The 23,300-nt window shown below is 39.0% G+C and carries 8 protein-coding genes; 3 read left to right on the forward strand and 5 right to left on the reverse strand.

Annotated features, from left to right (window positions below):
• Positions 1 to 17: 17 nt before the first annotated feature.
• The gene (locus LK994_RS06515; protein WP_229762088.1) at positions 18 to 1,883 is read right to left on the reverse strand and encodes a hypothetical protein; all 1,866 of its coding nucleotides are present in this window, start codon (positions 1,881 to 1,883) and stop codon (positions 18 to 20) included.
• Positions 1,884 to 2,007: 124 nt separating this feature from the next.
• Here LK994_RS06515 and LK994_RS06520 point away from each other — a divergent pair, with 124 nt between their 5' ends.
• Positions 2,008 to 2,280, forward strand: a complete 273-nt coding sequence (locus LK994_RS06520) for a hypothetical protein (protein WP_229762089.1) — start codon at positions 2,008 to 2,010, stop codon at positions 2,278 to 2,280.
• 93 nt (positions 2,281 to 2,373) lie between these two features.
• Entirely contained in the window at positions 2,374 to 2,574 is a 201-nt protein-coding gene (locus LK994_RS06525; protein ID WP_229762090.1) for a hypothetical protein, read from the forward strand.
• A gap of 72 nt (positions 2,575 to 2,646) precedes the next feature.
• Here LK994_RS06525 and LK994_RS06530 read toward each other — a convergent pair whose 3' ends face one another.
• From LK994_RS06530 to mfd, 4 genes are all read right to left on the reverse strand, one after another.
• Positions 2,647 to 3,678: a PorP/SprF family type IX secretion system membrane protein gene (locus tag LK994_RS06530; protein WP_229762091.1), complete on the reverse strand. Its 1,032-nt coding sequence runs from the start codon at positions 3,676 to 3,678 to the stop codon at positions 2,647 to 2,649.
• 26 nt (positions 3,679 to 3,704) lie between these two features.
• The gene (locus tag LK994_RS06535) at positions 3,705 to 11,354 is read right to left on the reverse strand and encodes a T9SS type B sorting domain-containing protein (protein ID WP_229762092.1); all 7,650 of its coding nucleotides are present in this window, start codon (positions 11,352 to 11,354) and stop codon (positions 3,705 to 3,707) included.
• A gap of 311 nt (positions 11,355 to 11,665) precedes the next feature.
• Complete coding sequence (locus tag LK994_RS06540) at positions 11,666 to 13,879, reverse strand: T9SS type A sorting domain-containing protein (protein ID WP_229762093.1); 2,214 nt, start codon at positions 13,877 to 13,879, stop codon at positions 11,666 to 11,668.
• Positions 13,880 to 14,387: 508 nt separating this feature from the next.
• The gene (gene mfd / locus LK994_RS06545) at positions 14,388 to 17,855 is read right to left on the reverse strand and encodes a transcription-repair coupling factor (protein ID WP_229762094.1); all 3,468 of its coding nucleotides are present in this window, start codon (positions 17,853 to 17,855) and stop codon (positions 14,388 to 14,390) included.
• Positions 17,856 to 18,011: 156 nt separating this feature from the next.
• Here mfd and LK994_RS06550 point away from each other — a divergent pair, with 156 nt between their 5' ends.
• Entirely contained in the window at positions 18,012 to 23,216 is a 5,205-nt protein-coding gene (locus tag LK994_RS06550; RefSeq protein ID WP_229762095.1) for a S8 family serine peptidase, read from the forward strand.
• Positions 23,217 to 23,300: the final 84 nt, after the last annotated feature.

A 23,300-nucleotide genomic window follows, 5' to 3' on the forward strand; every position in this document is an offset into this window, starting at 1 on the left:
CCAATGTTATGCGTAGTTTATATTTTCTTTAATATCTCAAACATTTTAAAATCCAAACGATAAAGACAGTCTTTCCCTACTATTTTCTCTCGAATCATATCTTTTATGTCGGAGTCATTTAAACTTATTACAAGCACATCCTTTCTAATCAATTCGATTATTTCTTGAAATGAATATTCGTCAACTCCTTTTCTAGATAACAATATAATTGCACTCCCAGTTTGTTTTTTTGTGTATTTGGTGGAATTAAATACTGTATTTGCTTTTATATTATCTGAGTAATTTTTGAATTCAATTGTAATTATTCTAGCATTATATGCTGTATATATTTTAGACCAAAAAGATGTTGTATGTTTAAAGTTATTATGTACAATTAAATCTCGTCTGTGGTTCTTTAGTTGTGTTTCAACTTGAATATCATAGGTATAATTTACAAAATGCTCTGAAAACAGAAACTCAAAAATTTCTATACATATATCTTCATAGTCAGACCAATGCTTCTCGCCCGTTTCACATTTGGCAAGTCGTTCAATCAGGGCTTCCCCTTTATTTAATGCTTCAATCTGCTTATTGTTTACTTTGAAAGTAGCAAGCATAGATTTTACATACCAACTGAAAACTTTAGAGTTATCTACTTTAAATTGCTCTTCGATAATTTCATTGACATAAACTATATCAAACCCGTTGTTTTGAAATAAGACTTCAATAGTTTTTTCAGCTCGTGTAGAAAAGACAACCAATTTATAGTGCTTATGCCAATTCTTTAACTCTAAATATTTTTTTTCTTCCGCAAGAATTCTGTTGATATACTCATCCATTGAATCAAGGTCTGACGTATACTGATGAAGCACTAGTAAAACGTAATGATCTGACCCTTTCCAACCTGTAAGTAGATTTAGATTTTCTGATTTAGAACTACTAAATAATTTGAAGCCCTTAATATTATAAAAAAACCTCACCAACTCATTAATTTCATAATTATTTGCATTAGAAATATAAATGTTCTTCAATTCATGGTGTATGGCAACCTGTCCAAATACAGATTCGGTTATTGATTCCAAATTGTCATTTTTATATTCATAACCAGTTACATAAAAACTTAATGGCTTTTCTGAAATTTCCTCAAGATTAAATCCATAAGATGGTACAAAGTCGTAAAATTTATGTTCTATTGTGATTGAACCATCTCCATTAGGTGATGGATATGTATGAATTCTGATTTCATAATCATCAGAGGAAATTGCGTCGGTTATATAGACTTGAATGCGTTTATTATAGAACTGAAAATTGTCAGCTAAAAAACTGTAGTTTGCGAAAATATAGCTCTTATATAGTTCAAGTTTATGATTAAATATTGTTTCTATATGCTTATACTGCTCACTTGTTGGTTTAGCTTTCTTCTTGCTATTTTTCTTTTGTTTAATCAAAAATGTATGTTGCTGATCGTCCTTTTGTTGAACGGTTGCAAAATCTAAATTGGGTAGTAAAAAACTATCTTGGGTTGTTTTAATTATCATTTTTAGCGCAGTCAATTCAGATATAGAAAGGTTTAATAGCGCATGGTTAATTTTATAAGAGTAGTATCCCAACTCTCCGCCGTAATGTAACCGAGTTACCCAAAGACACTCTGATAACTCATATCGAAGTTCGTTGCAAAGAAGGATTTTATCATTAATTAAGTCGGAAGATTTATCGTTGGAAATTAAGTCATAAAAGTGGCTTGTAAATGACAATCCAATTAAATTGAAATTTTTAATCCGAGTGACAAGATTAAAGATTTCCGCTTTTGTGTCGAAAAAAAGTCGCCATTCATCAGATTGAATTTTTGTCATTTTTGAAAACAATTCAAGCAACTCTTCATAATATATTCTAGTTGTTGTCATAGTGCTGTTAATCCTAATTACGCATAACACATAAATATATGATATTCCTCACCACTCTCAAAAAATGTACTAAGTTAAAAATCAGTCTTTTAGTTGTATACATTTTGTATTGTTTATAGCATCAATGACATTTTTATCACTAATATATCTTTCCAACAATAAAGGGGTTGCAGGCAGTAAAACGGTAACAATTATGGATGATAGTTATTCATCTGCTGAAGGGCTGAGGGATGGAAGCGGTAGCCCGGATCCCAACGTAAGTTGGGAGAGGACTACAAGCGAACAGCCCTTACCAATGCCCGTTATTGGTATCAGGCGCACAGCCCCCGGAATTGTATTATGGATCATTCAATCCCCAATTCCGCCGCAACTGTGGGAAACTATCGGTGTTTCGTGACTATCATTTTTTTGGCAAAACCAATAATTTTAGTAGCTTGTACTATGAAGCATGGCTTCACCCCATATTTACTAACCATAAATTATAAAAAAAATGAGTAAAATGTTAACAGCTTATTGCATGAAAACAAAAGAGAAAAATGTTCCAATGCAAGATGCGGTGATAACCAAAACATCCCGTGGAGGGTATATGGCCCAGGGACATGATGGTAAAGGGAATAAAATGACCACCATGCTTGCTGAAGCAAAAGCCCTTGAAGCCGTTAAAGACGGTGTTGCTAAAAAAGCTTGGTAATATGAAGAACGAATTAAATAAAAAAGCTGCTTGATAAAAGCAGCTTTTTTATTACGTATAGCTTTTGCCGGCTTACCACACGTTCTTAGGACAGGTATCGCCTGAATAATTATTACCCAGGATAAAGCCTACCAATATCTCATGTGTACCACTGCTTACCGTATGAATGGCTGTTGTAGAATAATCGTATGAATAAGATACAGTGAACCGGTTCAATATATTCAAGCCTGCCATTGCAGCAAATCCGTATTTAGAACGGTAGCTTCCTCCCAGCCAAAACAGGTCTCTATACTGAAACTTTCCATTCAGGTCTATCTGTAAAGGAACGGGAGATACTTTTTTTACCATGATGGAAGGAATGACATTGATGTCTTCATTCAACAAAATGCGATACCCGGCAGTGGCAAAAATATGAGGAACCAGTTTTCCCCTGGTAACTGTGGTCACTGTTTCATCCGAAAAATCGATCTTGTGTGGGATCAATTGATTGGCAGCCAGTCCTACAAAATATTTATCAGAGTATAACCACAAACCTGCATTCATATCCATTTGTGTTTTGCCTAATTCTCCGCTGGTGTATACCGATGGATCGACAGGATAATCGGGGCCAAAAAACAGTTTGCTCGAATTCAATGACAATTTACTTACCCCTAAACCAATGCCTGCTGATAAATTTGTTTTGGCATTGATACCTAAATGATACGCATATGTACCCATTGCCGAAAAATTATTGAATGGTCCGGCATCGTCATTAATTATCTGCAACCCGATACCATGGTGAGGCGCTGATGCTACATAATCATCCCAGTATTGCTGACCGATAGGGTTTTCTCCATACATATCAAACTGCGTAGTAGCATTGGTCTTGTAATCTTTTTTCCCGATCGGCCCCTGGATGGTAAAGTACGTGGTTACCGGTGCATCCCTGATGCCTGTCCATTGATGACGATGGCTGAACTTTACATCAGTATAATTCTCTATACCCGATAATGCCGGATTGAGTATATAATTATTCAGGATGTATTGGGTGTAATGAGGCTTCTGCTGAGCATACAAACTATTTGCTGCAATCATTACAAAAAGAAATAAAGCAATCCGTTTCATTTGAATATTTTTAAATCAACAAGTTTTTATCTAACTACTGAAATAGTACCGGTCATTGGTTTTTTGTCAGACCTTAATTTAATGATCCAGTAATAAGGGCCAATAGGTACCGGTTGGCCTTTATATTTTCCGTCCCATTGAACAGGATAACCAACAGAGCCGAAAATAAATTGCCCGTACCTGTTGAATACATCCACCGTAGCATTCGGGTAATCTTCTATGTTAGTGATCTTCCAGGTATCATTTATGCCGTCATTGTTAGGAGAAAAAACATTCGGTATAATGACCTCTTTCAGGATCTTAACGGTTACATCATCTGTTGCTGTACAACCTTCGATTGATTTTACTGTGATGGTATAGATCTGATCTGTGATGGGTGATACTAACGGTGTAGGAGAGGTTCTGTTTGTAATGGTGCTGTTTGGTGTCCATACAATTGAAACATTATTACCAGTGGCAACTCCGTCAAGTTGAACCGTTTCTCCCAAAGAAATTTGTTTGTCGGGTCCTGCATATGCAGTTGGTGTTTGTGGTTGTGGGTTGATATTTCCTATAGCAGCAGGAGAGATACAACCGGCTGTGTTTTTTGCAGTGATACTATATGCAGATCCGGCGATAACACCATTGAAGATCCCTGACGCATTAGAGTAATCAGCACCATCATCACTGAAAGTTAAACCGGCGGTGCTGGAGGTAACTGTAATAATTCCTGTAGCGTTGGTACAGGTTGGCTGTGTGATGGCTACTGTTGGTTTTGCAGGTGTTTGCGGTTGCAGGTTAATGGCACCTGTTTTAGGAGCAGAAGTACAACCCAGGTTGTTTCTTGCTGTAATGCTATAGTTGCTTCCTGCTGCTATGCCTGTGAAGATGCCGTTTGTATTTGTGTAATTGATTCCGTCATTGCTGAAAGTTAAACCAGCAGTGCCCGAAGTAACTGAAATAGTAGCAGTGGCAACTGTACAATTTGGCTCTGTAATATTTACTTGCGGTTGAGCAGGAGAGCCCGGCACACTACCAATGCTTCCGGTTGTTGCTGCTGAAATACAGCCCGCCGTATTTTTTGATGTGATGCTGTAACTGCTGCCCGGTGCCAGGCCAGCAAATACACCTGTTGTGTTGGTATAATTGATTCCGTCGTTACTAAATGTCAATCCTGTTTTAGACGATGTAACAGTAACAGTACCGGTAGGTGTTGCACAGGTTGGTTCTGTAACATTGACTGTGATAACTCCCGGAACGGCATTTAATGTAATTGTTGTTGTACTGCTTTTTGCCAGCATACAACCCGAAGCCGCTACGCTGTATTTTACAGTGTATACATTGGCTGAGCTACTTGCTACATTGATAGCACCGGTAGATGGATCAATACTTAATCCGGATGGAGTAGCAGAATAAACACCTCCTGATGTAAACCCTGCAGCAGTGTTTAAAGTAGGGTTGGTTCCGTTCAAACAAACAGCTGCTGGTGTATAACTGAAATCTGTAACAGGTGTTGTTGTTGGATTGATGGTAATGGAAGCAGCATGATTGCCGGCAGCCAGGCAACCATTGGCAGCGATATCATAATTGATCGTATATGTATTCGGCGTGCTGGCTGTTACATCAATTACTCCTGTAGAAGCATTGATGCTTAATCCTGCTGTTGAAGAGAAGACACCTCCGTAGGTGAATCCTGCTTCTGTAACAGGCGATGCAGTTATTGCATTAGAACAGATCGGTGTGGTATAACTGAAAATTGTTTTCGGAGTAATGTTTGTGGCGATGGTCACTACAGCCGATCCGCTAAGAGCCTGAGAGCAATTAGGTGTACCGTTTGTTTGCACACTTACCAGGTCATAAGTAGTTGTGGAGGTTAACGGTGCTGTAGTAAGTGTTGCAGAGCCTGCACCATTTAATACTATTGTTTGATTGGCACCTCCATTGATCGTATAAGTTACAGTTGCATTTGGTGTGCCATCAAAACTGATCACAGTTGTAGTGCCTGTACAAATTGCAGTGCTGCCGCTGATAGTAGCTGTCGGCAATGCTTTTACGGTAACCGTTGCAGATTGTCCGGAAACAGTTTGTGAACAACTTGGCGATCCCGCTGTTGCAACACTAACGATCGTGTAAGTTGCATCTGCTGTTAAAGCAGCTGTTGTAACAGAAGCAGTCCCTGCGCCATTTAAAGTAACGGTTTGATTTGCCCCGTTATTAATGGTATAGGTAACTGTTGCGTTGGCAGTTCCGTTAAAAGTTATTGATGCAGTAGATCCTGAACAAATTGTAGTAGTGCCGCTGATGGTTGCTGTTGGTGATGGATTTACAGTGATTGTTCCTGTTGCATTCGCCGTGCCACAACCTCCGGTTAGAGGGATACTATAATTGAATGTTCCGGATGCAGTAGGTGTGCCACTGATAGTAATTGTATTAGCAGCCCATGAAGCTGTTACACCTGCAGGCAACCCTGTTGTGGTTGTGTTTATTCCCGTTGCTCCGGTTGTTGTGTGGGTGATATTAGTTAAAGCGGTATTGATACAAACTGTTGGTGTGCTTGATGCAGCCGTTACAGTATTAGCGGCAGTCACTGTTATTGTTCCTGTAGCATTTACAGTACCGCAACCACCTGTTAATGGTATACTGTAATTGAAAGTTCCTGATGCAGTAGGCGTACCACTGATCGTTATTTTGTTTGCGGCCCAAGCGGCTGTTACACCAGCAGGTAAACCAGTTGCAGCAGTATTAATTCCTGTTGCACCGGTTGTTGTATGGGTGATATTTGTTAATGCAGTATTGATACAAAGAGTTGGTGTGCTTGATGCAGCAGTTACAGTATTAGCAGCAGTTACTGTTATTGTTCCTGTAGCGTTTACTGTACCGCAACCACCTGTTAATGGTATGCTGTAATTGAAAGTTCCTGATGCAGTAGGTGTACCACTGATGGTGATTGTGTTTGCAGCCCATGAAGCTGTTACACCTGCAGGTAAACCAGTTACAGCAGTATTAATTCCTGTTGCACCGGTTGTTGTATGTGTGATATTTGTTAGTGCAGTATTGATACAAAGTGTTGGTGTGCTTGATGCGGCCGTTACAGTATTAGCAGCAGTTACATTAATTGTTCCTGTAGCGTTTACTGTACCGCAACCGCCTGTTAGAGGAATGCTGTAATTGAAAGTGCCGGATGCAGTTGGTGTGCCACTGATGGTAATTGTATTAGCAGCCCATGTAGCTGTTACACCTGCAGGTAATCCTGTTGCAGCAGTATTAATTCCTGTTGCCCCGGTAGTTGTATGTGCGATGCTTGTTAATGCAGTATTGATACAAATTGTTGGTGTGCTTGATGCAGCCGTTACAGTATTTGCGGCAGTCACTGTTATTGTTCCTGTAGCGTTTACTGTACCGCAACCGCCTGTTAATGGTATACTGTAATTGAAAGTTCCTGATGCAGTAGGCGTACCACTGATCGTTATTTTGTTTGCAGCCCATGAAGCTGTTACACCTGCAGGTAAACCAGTTACAGCAGTATTAATTCCTGTTGCACCGGTTGTTGTATGTGTGATGTTTGTTAATGCAGTATTGATACAAATTGTTGGTGTGCTTGAAGCGGCAGTTACTGTATTAGCAGCTGTTACATTAATTGTTCCTGTAGCATTTACGGTACCGCAACCGCCTGTTAGAGGAATGCTGTAATTGAAAGTGCCGGATGCAGTTGGTGTACCACTGATGGTAATTGTGTTAGCGGCCCATGAAGCAGTAACCCCTGCAGGTAAACCAGTTGTCGTTGTATTGATTCCTGTTGCCCCGGTAGTTGTATGGGTGATGTTTGTTAATGCAGTATTGATACAAAGCGTTGGTGTGCTTGACGCAGCAGTTACTGTATTAGCAGCCGTTACATTAATTGTTCCTGTTGCGTTAACTGTACCACAACCACCTGTTAAAGGAATACTGTAATTAAATGTTCCAGACACTGTTGGAGTACCACTGATGGTGATTTTGTTAGCAGCCCATGTGGCTGTGACACCAGCCGGCAATCCAGTTGCAGCAGTATTGATTCCTGTTGCCCCGGTTGTATTATGTGTGATATTAGTCAGAGCAGTATTGATACAAAGTGTTGGCGTACTTGATGCAGCAGTTACTGTATTAGCAGCTGTTACATTAATTGTTCCTGTAGCATTTACTGTACCGCAACCGCCTGTTAGAGGAATGCTGTAATTGAAAGTGCCGGATGCAGTTGGTGTACCACTGATGGTAATTGTGTTAGCAGCCCATGAAGCTGTTACACCAGCAGGCAATCCTGTTACAGCAGTATTGATTCCTGTAGCGCCGGTTGTTGTATGTGTGATGCTTGTTAATGCAGTATTGATACAAAGTGTCGGTGTGCTTGATGCAGCAGTTACTGTATTGGCTGCAGTTACATTAATTGTTCCTGTAGCATTTACGGTACCGCAACCGCCTGTTAGAGGAATGCTGTAATTGAAAGTTCCGGATGCAGTTGGTGTACCACTGATGGTAATTGTGTTAGCAGCCCAAGCAGCCGTTACACCTGCAGGTAATCCTGTTGCAGTTGTATTAATTCCAGTTGCCCCGGTTGTCGTATGTGTGATGCTTGTTAATGCAGTATTGATACAAATTGTTGGTGTGCTTGAAGCGGCAGTTACTGTATTCGCAGCAGTTACATTAATTGTTCCTGTAGCGTTTACTGTACCGCAACCGCCTGTTAGAGGAATGCTGTAATTGAAAGTGCCAGATGCAGTAGGTGTACCACTGATGGTGATTGTATTTGCAGCCCATGAAGCTGTAACACCAGCAGGTAAACCTGTTACAGCAGTATTGATTCCTGTAGCACCGGTAGTTGTATGTGTGATGCTTGTTAATGCAGTATTGATACAAATTGTTGGTGTGCTTGATGCAGCCGTTACAGTATTCGCAGCCGTTACATTAATTGTTCCAGTTGCGTTTACTGTACCGCAACCACCTGTTAATGGTATGCTGTAATTAAATGTGCCAGACACTGTTGGAGTGCCACTGATGGTAATTGTATTAGCAGCCCATGAAGCAGTAACCCCTGCAGGTAATCCTGTTACAGCAGTATTGATTCCTGTTGCCCCGGTAGTTGTATGTGTGATATTTGTCAGAGCAGTATTGATACAAAGCGTTGGCGTACTTGATGCAGCAGTTACAGTATTCGCAGCTGTTACATTAATTGTTCCCGTAGCATTTACTGTACCGCAACCACCTGTTAGAGGAATGCTGTAATTAAAAGTGCCAGATGCAGTAGGTGTACCACTGATGGTAATTGTGTTAGCAGCCCATGAAGCTGTTACACCAGCAGGCAATCCTGTTGCAGCAGTATTAATTCCTGTAGCACCGGTTGTTGTATGTGTGATGCTTGTTAATGCAGTATTGATACAAATTGTTGGTGTGCTTGATGCAGCTCCTGCTGTATTATTTGCTTTTACAATCACCTGTATTTCCTGGAATGGTCTGCAGCCTGCACCCGCCGGAGTAGGATTGGCGATGGCATATACATAATAAGTATTTGCAGTATTTGGTAATGATCCTGCATTGCCTAATACCGGAGGATTATAACTGGCTACACCTGCAGCAGGTGTTACATTGCCTAATAAAGTTCCGCCGGTATACATTGCCGTACCGGTTTGTTGTGTGGTGAAATATACAAATGAGATTGCATTGGCTCCTGTGAATGTTGTATTTACTGATAGCGCAGATGGATCTCCTCCTGCACAAAGCGATTGACCACCAGTTGGACTTGTGATCGTATAACAAGGATCAGCTGTACAGGTTTGTGTATTGGAAGTGAAACAACCACCGGCACCGGTTGGGGTTACAGTAATTAATACGTTATCCCCAGCCGTTAGGCTGTTTACTGAATAGGTTAATACATTACCAATAGCACCAACATTTACTACAGGGTTACTATTTATCTTATAAGAAACAGTGTAGCCGGTTGCGCCGCTAACAGCAGGCCATGTAAATTGAACAGAACTTGTAGTAGCTGTTCCGCAACTGATTGTGGGAGATACCTGGTTGTTTACAGTTACCGTTACACTTTTTGTTATCGGGCAAGTTGTAGTTGTATAAAAAGACAGATCATCTATAGCAAAATCGTTACCACCTGCAGCAACATTTCTATCTATCAATGCAATTGTTGCGGTTGTAGCTGCACCCGAATTCCATGTGTATGTAACCTGGTTCCATCCTCCCGGACTTGGGCAGGTGCCTGCCGGCGCATTGTTTCTGCTTGTAGCAGTTACGCCGGTTATAGGGGAGCCATTTACCTGTGTTTCTATGATTGCCGGACTGGTAGCTGTAACACTTTGCAATGAATAAGAAAATGTGTAAGCAGTGCCTGGTATTACCGGTATTGTTTGATACCATATTCTGTCATTGGCAACTGTTGATCCATCTACTACCATCATATTACCTGTTCCGGAAGTATGATCTCCGCAAATTGAAAAACCGGTTTCGAAGGTTTTAGGGTTTGGTTGTATACCATATGTTTGCTGAGCCAGGCTGGTGTTCAGTTGAATATTTGTGTAATCAGAATTAAAGCCCACATTACCACCCGAAAAATCGCCATTATAGATCAATTCTTTTGTTGCACTGGTAGATGTTGAAACAGTATAGGTGGTAGTTTGTGTAGGATTGGCTGCCGGTGTGGCTCCGGATGTAACTAAAGTTGGGTCCGCTGGTGAGGCTGTCCATGAATATACACCGCTGGAACCACCAGTTGCGGATAGATTAGCGGATGCGCCGGAACAAATAGGACTACTGGCAGTTACGGCTAAATTATTTGCCGGATCAGTTAGTGTAATGCCGGTCTTTGTTATTGTTGCCGGTGTGGAGGCTGCATCTGTAACAGATATTGTATTATTTGTAGAAGCAGGCATACTCGAAAAAATTCCGGTGCCATTTACTATCGTTCCATTTAATGTATAGGTATAAGGAGTGGTGCCTCCTGTTGCATAACCAACAATGAAGCCATCGGAGCCACCTGTACAGGTAGGATTAATTGCTGCATACGTTAATGCTAATGGTGGAGGCACTTTAATAATTGACAGATCGTCTAAAGCAAAATCATTTCTTGTGGTGTTTGTTTCTGCATCTAATAACCAGAATTTAACCCAGGTGCCAACGGCGGTCCATGTATAAGTAACCTTGGTCCAGTTGTTGTCTGCCGGACATAAATTTGTTTGTACAGTGGATTGGCCACTACCATCTTCTTTTACAATTTGTATATTGGCTTGAGGGGCTGTGGTATTTGTATTTACATTTTTGATCCAATAAGTAAAAACATATTGACTGCCAACGATCAATCCGGTGATACTGTTACTGTTGTTAGCTGCCCAAACTTTATTGCCAGCAGAGCTCCCTCCATCTACTACCATCATTTTACCTGTTCCGGTTGTATGGTCTGTAGAATGAATAAAGTTTGCCGTATTCATTGTATACGGATCAGTTAATATTTGAAAGTTTCCTGAACCAGTTCCTACAGAATAATTGGAAGAATTGTTATTACCAGTGCCATCAAAATTGCCAAGGTTGGTGTCAAAATCACAATAGTAAGGTATTTGAGCAGAAGCCTGTATACTGATAAGTGAAACTATGGATAGTAAAAAAAACCTGGACAAAACTCTTGTCATGGCATTGCAAATACGCTTCGGAAATCTTTTCATCAGAAAATAAATATTAATTTTTACCTAATTAGTTAGAATTAGTTTGTGGGTTTTAAGGTAAATCCTGTCGGTTGAAGTACGATGAAATTGTACGTAATACATTTTTCGTACGGGTTTATTAAATACAAGCTATTGATCGTTAAATATTGTGTGTAAAATACACATTAATCAACAATCGATAAAATTTTTATTCATAATATGATTATGTGTCGCCTATAATTAACTACTATGATGCTGTGATCTGGGAAAATGCAGTATAAACAATATCAGCAGTAATACTTAATTACTGCTGATATTGTTGGGTTTATCTTTTAATTATTTCTCTTAACAAGAATCTTACCTCTTTCTACCTGCTCATTCTTAAAAATTACCTCATACGCATACATACCAACCGGCAATACACTTAAGTCAACTTTTCTTGTATTGTTGATCTCTTCTTTTGCTTTAAATATCAATCTGCCTATTGCATCATATAAACTAAACGATTTAATTGTTTGGTTGCCGGATAAATTGATGGTTCCACTTGTAGGATTTGGAGAGATCACAATACTTTGGATCGACTTATTGCGTCTGATGGATGCAATTGGGCTATAAGAAACATTGCCATTGGTGCCAACTTCTTTGAGTCTGTAATAAAATATATCGGCGTTGATTCCTGTAAGTCTGTTATCCAGCATATTATATTGTAATGGAATACTGCTGTTACCTGATCCGGGTAAACTTCCTACTGCAGAGAAATGAACTCCATCGATACTACGTTGTACTTCAAAATATTTGCTATTGATCTCTGTTACAGTATGCCATCTTACGATCGCATCCTGTTGTTTATTATCACTCCATTCGGCAGTAAAAGAAAGAAGTGTAACGGGAGTAATATCATTTACAGTAACGGTTACAGATCTTGACAAACTGCACACATTGTTTTTGCTGAATACAAGATCATCTATGGCAAAATCATTACCGGTTGCATCAGTGGTTCTGTCATACATACATATTTGTGCAAGGGTATTTGATCCTGAATTCCAAACGAATGTATGCTGGCTCCAGCCGTCCGGAGTAGCGCTTGCATTGGCTATACTGGTTAGTTGATTTCCGCTGATAGGTAAGCCGTTCACTTGTGTCTCAATTTGAGCAGGACTAGGTGTAGCCACAGTTTGCAGCCAGAAACTGAAAGTATAATCTGTGTTGGTTGTTACAGGAATTGTTTGACACCACATTCTGTCATTGCCCAGGTTTTGAGTAGATCCGTCAAACACCATCATGTTGCCCGTACCACTATGGTCAGTTGTTGAAACAAAATTGGCATCAAAAGAATTAGGATCTGTAACTATACCGTATGCTTTTTGATTCAGGGTGCTTACATAATATTTATAATCAGATGTAAACCCGGTATTGCCACTTTCAAAACCCGGATTAAATATCAGATTGGGTGTATTGGTATTAGGAGTGGTTACTGTATACACTGTGGTTACAGCCGGGGTTACAGTAGGGTTTGCTGTGTTGGGAGCCGTTAAACTTGCATCTGGTGGAACCGCTACCCAACTATATCCTCCACTGCTACCGTTGGCAGATAATATAACGGCGTCGCCTATCTGTGTAATGGTTGTATCAGTTCTAACAACAAGTGGGTTTGCCGGATCTGTTATGGCTATTGTTGCAGCGCTGCTTACAGATGTTGGTGTAGGCGAAGAAGCATCTTTTACAGAAACATAATTTCCTATAGATGCTGATAGGCCGGTAAAAATAGAATCTGAACCAAATGCTCCACCATTCAAACTGTAGGTATAAGGAGGAACTCCGCCTGAGGCATATACTGCAATGGCGCCATCAGCCGAGCCCGGGCAAGATGGATTGAAAATGGAATAACTTACTGCCAGTGGAAGTGGCGAAGCGGTAAGCGACAGGTCATCTAAAGCAAAGTCATTTCCTGTTGCACCGGTAGTTTTATCATATAACCATATCTGAGCGTAGTTGGTTGTTGCAGTCCACTTATAGGTTACCTGGGCCCATCCGCATAATGTTTCAGGACAAACAGTGCTGCCGGTAGTTGGTGTAACAACTGTGCCATTTATTCTAACTTCGATATTGGCCAGATTACCTACTGCATTGGTAGTAGAAATAGATTGTATCCAATAGCTGAAAGTATATTCAGTACCTGAACTGATGGTGATACCACCACCTGGGGATTGTTCCCATATCTTATCTCCCGAACCGGAAGAGCCATCTACTACCATCATTTTACCTGTACCGGTGGTGTGGTCAACACATGAAGCGCTCCAACTGCCATTAATTGTGCTGGGGTTGCTTACAATAGCATAGTTCCTTTGAACACTGGAAGGTCCTGCGGTAAGATTATAATTGGTTGTAAAGCCTGTACCGGCTCCACCGCTCTCAAAATTGCCGTTAGTGATCAGGTTTTGAGCGGATGCCGATAGAAAGCTTAATAGTAATAATAACAGAACAAAGAAAATTGAAAAAGTCATCTTTGTTTTAAAAGATGGGATTGTGGGTAATGTTTTTTTCATCATTTGAGGTTTAAAAAATGGTCAAGCGTTATATAAAAAAAGTCTGGTTTTATTTTTAAAATGAGATCAAATTTCCACGTATTCTTCACGCTTTTTAATCTGTATTAATGTGTAAATAATACACTTTAATATAGATTTTTTTTAATTGATTTTCTACAAAAAAGAAAACCTCTCAATGCTTTTTAAATTACCTCGTATCTTCTGAAATGCTTATGAATACAGCATTTCGTGGAGCTGAATTATAAGCTATCTTATTTCTGTTCAATAAAAAAAGTCAGTGTAGAATTTTTCAATTCAAGCAATTCGTCTAAAGAATACTGTGTCTAAAATACACATTAAAATCAAAATTTCAACTTTAATTTTAAAAAAATCTAAAAAAGGAATTTTGTGCAGCTGTTATATATAAAATAAACAAAATCTGTATTTGAGGAAGGAGAAATTTCCTGATATTTTATTAAAAAAAATCAGGACTGTTACCAGGAAATGAAACATCGGTGATATATCAACGTTAGGTAACAGTTTTTATACTCTGTAACATTCTGGTCAAAAATTTATGTAGCATTTCCATGCTCAACATACTTTCTACAACCAATATCCCGTTTTTGCCTACTTGTTTCAGCTTTGCTTTATTTGTTCCCTTTTGCAAAAATTGCAAAATGCCTGTAAATGTTTCGCTTTGGAAATAAGGGCTATCGGGATTGCTCACAAAAAAGCATCTGAGTGTGGCGTCTTTCAATAATATTTTTTCAAAGCCCAGTTCAACCGCCATTTTTCTGCATCGAACTGTGGTAAAGAGGTCTTCCACAGGAGCTGGTATCGGACCAAATCGATCCTTCATTTCTGTATGAAAGTCGGTTAACTCCTGTTCTGTTTCACAATTGTCTAACCGGCTGTATAAACTTAATCTTTCTGTGATACTTTCCACATAACTATCAGGGATCAATATTTCCAGGTCTGTATCGATTGAGCAATCACTTACAAAATCATCTTGTTGTGATATTTCTTCCTTGTATAAGTCTTTAAATTCGGTGCGTTTCAATTCTCTGATGGCTTCATCCAAGATCTTTTGATACATTTCGAAACCGATCTCTGCAATAAAACCACTTTGTTCTCCACCCAACATATTACCGGCGCCACGGATATCCAGATCTCTCATCGCTATCTGGAAACCACTTCCCAGATCGCTGTATTGTTCTAATGTAGATAAACGTTTTCTGCTGTCAGGAGGAAGTGTACTCATTGGCGGGGCCAGTAAATAACAAAATGCTTTTTTATTGCTACGGCCAACTCTTCCACGTAACTGATGCAGGTCGCTTAATCCGAATTGATGAGCATTGTTTACAATGATCGTATTTACATTAGGGATGTCGACACCACTCTCTACAATGTTTGTGCAAACCAGTACATCATATTTTTTATCCATGAAATCGAGGATAGTATCTTCTAACTGATCACCATCCATTTGTCCATGAGCAAATGCGATGCTGATGTCGGGGCATAAACTTTGAATCAATCCCTTCATTTCTGCTAAACCATTTACACGATTGTGTATGAAGAAAACCTGTCCTCCCCGTTCTGTTTCATAATATATAATATCCCTGATTGCATCTTCATTAAAGACCATTACTTCAGTTTGTATGGGCTGCCTGTTAGGCGGAGGTGTATTGATGATACTAAGGTCTCTGGCTCCCATTAAACTAAACTGTAATGTTCTTGGTATAGGCGTGGCTGTTAGTGTTAAACTATCTACTGTAGTTCTTAATTGTTTTAATTTTTCTTTTGCGGCCACACCAAATTTTTGTTCCTCATCAATGATCATTACTCCCAGGTCTTTGAACTTGACATCTTTACTTAGTAAGGCATGTGTACCGATGATGATGTCTATTTTTCCTTCTGCTAATTTTAGCAGTGTTTCTTTTTTTTCTTTGGCAGTTTTAAAACGATTGATAAAATCTACTGTTACGGGAAAATCTTTCAATCTTTCGCCAAAAGTTTTATAATGCTGATAAGCTAATATAGTGGTAGGAACCAATACTGCTGCCTGTTTGCCATCACAACAACTTTTGAATGCTGCCCTTATGGCTACTTCAGTTTTTCCAAAACCAACATCTCCGCAAACCAAACGATCCATCGGAGATGGTCTTTCCATATCTCTTTTTACATCAATGGTTGCTTTATTCTGATCAGGGGTGTCTTCGTAAATAAAACTAGCTTCCAGTTCGGTTTGCATATAGTTATCAGGACTATGAGCAAAGCCTTCCTGAGCTTTACGTTGAGCATATAATTTGATAAGGTCTGTTGCAATATCTTTTACCTGTTTCTTGGTCTTTTCTTTCAGCTTGCCCCAAACCTCACTGCCCAGTTTATTCATTTTGGGAATACTTCCTTCCTTGCCGCTGTATTTACCTATTTTATGTAAAGAAGAAATGTTCACATACAAAAGATCTCCGTCTTTATATTGTATCCGAACAGCTTCCTGCATTTTGCCATTAGCGTTGATCTTCTGTAACCCACTATACACGCCTACGCCATGATCGATATGCGTAACATAATCACCGGGCTGTAATTCCCTTAAAGTTTTTAATGTGAGAGCTTTCCCTTTGCTGAACGCTTGTTTTACTTTGTATTTATGATATCGTTGAAAGATCTGATGATCAGTATAGCATACAACTTTCAGGTCATCATCTATAAATCCTTCATGAATACTGGTAGGCACTGGAATTACGTTTATCTCAGCCTTCAGGTCTGTGAAAATTACATGAAGTCTCTCCAGTTGTTTCGGGTTTTCAGCAAAAAGATAAATATTGTATTTTTTTGCTTCGTATTCTTTCAGGTTTTTTATCAGCAGGTCAAACTGACGATTGAAAGAAGGTTGCGGATGAATAGTAAATGTTGGATGTATGAAGTTGGAGGTTGACGATCTGGAGAAGTAAGATTTGTTATTAAATTCTACAATATGCCTCTGAGCCATCAGCTCCTCAATAGCCGCTGCTTTTACAAAATCATTTTCACTCAGCTCTTTCTTTATGTGTAATTCATCATCACTTTCATTTGTTACAGGTTGATTGCTATCGGTCTTAAGTAATGCTAAAAAGAGCTGAAGGTCTTCTTCCTGTTGTTCAATTTTTTCTTTAATAAATTGCCAGTCTTCAGTCCAGATAACAGTATTATCCGGCAATGATTCCAATAACGACACTTTTTCGCCACTGTCATCCTGCAAAATATCTACATTAGGAATAATGTTTACCTGTAATAATTTCCGTTCACTCAATTGAGATTCAGGATCAAATATTCTGATACTGTCAACCTCGTTACCAAACAATTCTATCCTGTATGGTTTTTCGTTTCCAAAAGAATAAATATCTAATATACCTCCACGAATAGCAAATTGTCCGGGCTCATACACAAAATCGGTTCTTTCAAAACCGTAGTCGACAAATTTTGATAAAATACCATTTACATCAATGGTGTCATTTTGTTTTATAGAAATGATATTTTCCGCAAGGGTTTTTGATAAAACTACTTTTTCAAATAATGCTTCACCATAAGTAATGATCAGGTTTTTATTTCCGCCGCTGGCTAATTTTGTCAGCGCTTCTGTACGCAACATTACATGACTACTATTGAGAAGTCTGTAATTTTTTTTATTCTTAAAGGAAGAAGGAAAATAAAAAAGATTTAAGGCCTTGGTGATGTTTTCAAGAGTATTATGAAAATAAGCTGCTTCTTCTGCGTCTCTTAAAATGATGAGGTGATTTAATTGCGCCGCAGCAGGATTGTTGAAAACGCCGGCTACAATAAATTGTGAAGCACTGCCGCTAAGGCCAGAAAGAAGAATTCTTTGAGGTTGAGACAAAGAGATCCTGTCCGCTATTGAAAAACAGCGGGGGTCATTTGTATACTCTTTCAGCAACACATCCAGGTTCATCTGCTGCAAAGATAAAGTAAGATTTTTTAGAAGTAATAATTTGTGCATTTGTAAAATGCTGTAAAATCGGGCTGATTTGGCGGATACTTAAGTGTCTCAATTGGTTAATAGGCAACAAAAGAGATGTTTATACTCTCTTATCAGGGGATTTATATATATTTTTGAAGTGATGTAAAAGTCAAAAGTCCTGATAAACTCTTGTTAATGAAAAAACATGTTCTCTTTATTCTTGTTGTGTCTTTTCTTTCATCTTACCTGATGGCTCAGAGACCTGAGCAATTGGTTAGGTTTAAAAGCGGCGTTTTACCGACAAATAGAAATATAGCCGCAGGAAATTTTTCTAAACAGGCAATCAACAGATCATTATTTAATGACCGGTATTTTGTATTAGTTCAGTTCGAATCAGTTCCTTCACAAAAAATTCAAAATGCATTAAAACATGCAGGAGTTAAATTAGATAGATATATTTCTTCAAATGCCTATTTAGCAAGCATACCAAAAGATTTTAATTTTACAGCAGCGAAAAGTTTTTCAATTAATACTATTGCTCAGATCCCCCCTGTTTATAAAATAGATGATCGGCTAAAAAAAACAGATCCGGTTATTGATAAAGAGAATCTTCGTTTGGTAGCGGTGAGTTATTCTGCTTCGGCAGATGCGAAAATGGTGCAGGATGAATTACTTAAAGCAGGTGCTCAAATAATTCCTACAAAAATATCAAGTGCCGGTGTTGTTTTTGTGGAAGCTGATAAAACTGTTGTTGATCTGATGGCGGATCTCCCTTTTGTTACTTACATAAGCTTGCAAACGATAAAAGATAAGCCACTAAATTATAACAGTGTTGCGGCTCACGGAGTAGGGGCGCTTAATTCAGCGGCAGGGAAAAACCTGAATGGAAAAAATGTGACCATTGGAGTGGGGGACAATGCAGATATTTCAACACATATTGACTTTGCCGGACGGTTGATCAATCGTACGCCGTGGATAGTAACAGATCACGGAACTCATACATCGGGTACAGCTGCCGGCGGAGGAATATTAGATGTGAAGTATAAAGGGATGGCTCCAAAAGCGACCATCATCAGCCAGTTTTTTAGTGATATCATTACAACGGCACCAACTTATATAGCAGATAATAACCTGGTGCTTACCAATAACTCTTATTATTCTGTTGATGTGGGTTGTCCTGGTGAAGGTGAATATGATTTATTGAGCAGCTTTGTAGATGAGCAAACCAACAGCTACAAACAATTACTGCATATGATCGCAGCAGGTAATGATGGTGATTTTACCTGCTCACCTTATCCTGCATTTTTTGGTACGGTGAAGTCAGGGTGGCAAAGCGCAAAAAATGTATTGACAGTTGGTGCGATTAATACACAGGATTACACGATAGCTTCTTTTAGTGGTAGAGGTCCGGTAGATGACGGAAGACTAAAGCCTGAAATTTGCGCAGGTGGAGTAAATATTACATCAACAATCAGTAACAATCAATATTACACTACGGAAGGCACCAGTATGGCCTCACCTGCAGTAACCGGTTCATTGGCGTTGGCGGTTGAACGTTATAGGCAATTGCACTCGGAAGCAAATCCCTCTGCCGCATTGCTAAAAGCATTGGCTTGTAACACAGCAGAAGATCTTGGAAATGCCGGACCGGATTTTACTTTCGGTTTTGGTATGTTGAATGTAAGGAGAGCGGTGGAAGCAATTGACAGCAACCGATATATTATTGATAGCATTGCTAACGGCGAAAATAATGTGCATACAATTACATTGCCACAGGCTGCCAAGCAATTAAAGATACTGTTGTATTGGCCTGATAAAGAAGCATCGTTAAATACATTCAGTACATTGGTCAATGATCTGGATCTGACAGTAAAAGATGTTTCTTTGGCAGTACATAAGCCACTCGTATTAAATCCATCACCGCTTAATGTAACTGATGTAGCTGTTGAAGGAGTTGATCATATCAACAATATTGAACAGATCGTAATCGATGATCCTGCAGCCGGAACGTATTCAATTAATGTGAATGGTTTTTTGTTGCCGTTTGGTAAACAGGATTATGTGGTTACTTATGAAGTTACAAAACCATCTGTTACAGTGGAATATCCTTTTGGTGGCGAAACGCTGGTGCCGGGAGATATTGAAAACATACGATGGGATGCCTACGGGACTGGCAATAATAATTTTACAATAGAATATTCTGTTAATAATGGTTCTTCCTGGATTCCGATTGATACAAATGTGCTTGCTTCTAAAAGAGTGTATAGTTGGACTGTGCCTTCAACAATAACTACAACAGCTTTAATAAAAGTTTCTGCAAAAAATACTGCTTTGTTGGATCAAAGTGATTTTAATTTTTCTGTTTTAGGCAGACCGGTAGTTACTACTGCAAAAATTTGTGAGGGTGCTGTAGAACTTAAATGGAATACTATTTCAGGGGCTACTTCTTACGATATTATGAAGCTTGTAGGGGATAGTATGCAAGCAGTTAATAATACTACCGATACATCTTTTATACTAACCGGTTTAAATAAATATACAAACTATTGGCTTGGGGTACGTGCAAAAAACGGCACTGTTGCAGGCAGACGATCACTTTCTGTATCAGTGATTCCTAACACAGGAGCTTGCTCTCTTTCAGTGTTCAATAATGATATAAAGGTTGATAGCATTCTGGAGCCATCAACAGCGAGGGCATTTTTTGCCAATGCCACTGATGCAACACGACCGGTGAAGATCAATATTAAAAATAATGGTAGCATTACTATACCTGGCCCATTTACTGTATCATATAGTATACATGATTCTTTAGTAGCCACAGAAGTTGTCAATACATCAATCCCCGCCGGTTCAACTGTCAACTATACTTTTGCAACTCCATATCCAACATCTTCAAGTTTTAATTACCTTTTTAAGGCATGGACAAATAATATTGCTGATGGGATTAAAAATAATGATACGGCATATAAAATCGTAAAGTTGATTGCGAATGATCCTGTAACAAGTCTTCCGCTTACAGAGAATTTTGAGTCTATGGCGGCGGCAGATTTTATCACCCCTGAAATGGCAATTGGGGATAATCAACGAATAGATTTTTCTGCCAATACAATTCGTGGCAGGGCCAGAACATTTGTAAATACTGGTTTTGCGTATAGTGGAAGTAAAGCGATCACATTAGATCAGGCACCCTATAATGAAGGTACATCAACAGATTCTTTAATTGTAAATTATAATCTGTCTGCACAAACAGCGAATCAGCTTCGGTATGATTTCTATTACAAGAATCATGGACAAACGGTTAATAATCTTGCTAATAAAATTTGGATCAGGGGTAGTGAAAATGACCAATGGGTGGAAGCATATGATCTGTATCTTAACCAGGCAGCATTGGGAGGTTGGAAGCATGGGGTAATTAATATTAATGATGTGTTGAGCAATGCATTGCCTCCACAAACCATAACTGCTACATTTCAACTTAAAATAGGAGAAGAAGGTCAAACGTCAGCGAATTCACCCTCACCTGAAACTGATATAGATGATGGGTATACATTTGATGACCTGAATTTAAAACAGGCAACCAATGATATTGCGGTTACAAAAATCAATTCACCTTCACCTGCAGAATGTAGTTTGTCTTCAGCAGAAACGATCAGTATTAAGATCAAAAATTTTAATGCTATCACATTGAATAATTTACAGGCAAGCTATCAGGTAAATAACGGAGCGATAGTTACAGAAACGATCGGTGCAATAACAGCTAATCAGATATTGGATTATGCATTTACGCAAACGGTTGATCTGTCTGCATACACAGACTATACAATTAGAGTATGGGTAAAATATGCAGGAGATGATTATCCGGATAATGACAGTATACTGGATTATAAGATTCATAGTAGTCCGCTTATTGCCAGCTATCCTTATTTAGAACGTTTTGAAAATAATGATGGATATTTTTATACTAAAGGAACGAATTCATCCTGGCAATGGGGGATTCCTGCAAGTACTGTTATTAATAAAGCGGCAAATGGTAACAAGGCGTGGGTAACAGATCTTACAGGAAAATATAATAATAACGAAACTTCTTATTTATATTCTCCTTGTTTTGACTTGGCAGGACTACAGCAGCCGGTGTTGTCGTTTAGTCATATTTATGATATTGAATTGAATTTTGATTATACCTGGGTTGAGTATTCAACAGATGGCATTACCTGGCAAAAGTTAGGCAATGCAGGCAATGGCACCAATTGGTACGATGGAATAGTGAATAATGTCTGGCGGTCATCTAAAAAGAAATGGCATGTTGCAAGTATCGATTTACCGGTAACGGGAACGGTTGTACGATTCAGGTTTGTAATGAGCAGTGATGAAGGATTGACATACGAAGGGGTTGGAGTAGATGATGTGCATGTATTTGACAAAGCCCAGATCTATACAGGTGCGCCTGTTTCCAATATTACTCAAAATGTGAATGGGAATAATTGGGTTCATTTTACTTCCGGAGGGAAAAGAGTGGCTTCCGTTAATTCAAATGGAATGAACTTAGGTGCAACAACCGTTAAAGTGTATCCATATACAGGTATTGTGAGAAACAGTAATAACCAGTATTATGCCAACAGGAATATTGTTATACAAAGTGAGCATGCGCCAGCAGGAAATGTAGGCGTTCGTTTTTATTTTACGAATGCTGAAGCTGATAGCCTTATAAGTGCGACCGGCTGCAGTACTTGTTTGAAACCTATTGATGCGTATGAGTTGGGAGTTACTAAATTTAGTGGTAATGGTGCCAATGAAAATGGAACCCTCGATGATAATTTTTCGGGGTACTATAATCTTATTTCTCCTGCTAGTACAGATATAGTTCCATACGATACCGGTTATTATGCCGAGTTTGCTGTGAATAGCTTTAGTGAGTTTTGGTTAAGTAAAGATATCATTACACCCCAGGCAATAAGTACATGTATTGGTAGTACGGTTACTTTTAAAGCCGCTGCTTATGGAACATCCTTTCAATGGCAGGAAGATAACGGTACCGGGTATATTAATGTCGTTAATGGCCCCAATTATGCAGGTGCTACTACCAATACGTTACAATTGATAAATTTACCCGGTTCATATGCAGGGTATAAATATCGTTGTGTAGTGAATGGAATTAATGGTCCTGAAAATACATTGAGATTCACATCTATCTGGACAGGAGCAACAAGTACCGATTGGTTTGTTGCCACTAACTGGAGTTGCAATGCAGTTCCAAATCAATACACAGATGTGGTTATTCCTGCCGGTTTAGTAAGGTATCCGGTGGTTGTTGCAAACACTTCAGTAAAAAGCATTCGGGTACACTTAAATGCAACAGTAACAGTAAATCCCGGAGTCAGTTTAGATGTTAATGGAAAATAATTATGCCTTAAGATTTAGTATCATTTGAATCACAATTGGCAACGTTTGCATAAATATCAATGTGATTGCCGGTATAAATCAATT

The organism is Ferruginibacter lapsinanis (assembly GCF_020783315.1).
Lineage (GTDB): Bacteria > Bacteroidota > Bacteroidia > Chitinophagales > Chitinophagaceae > Ferruginibacter > Ferruginibacter lapsinanis.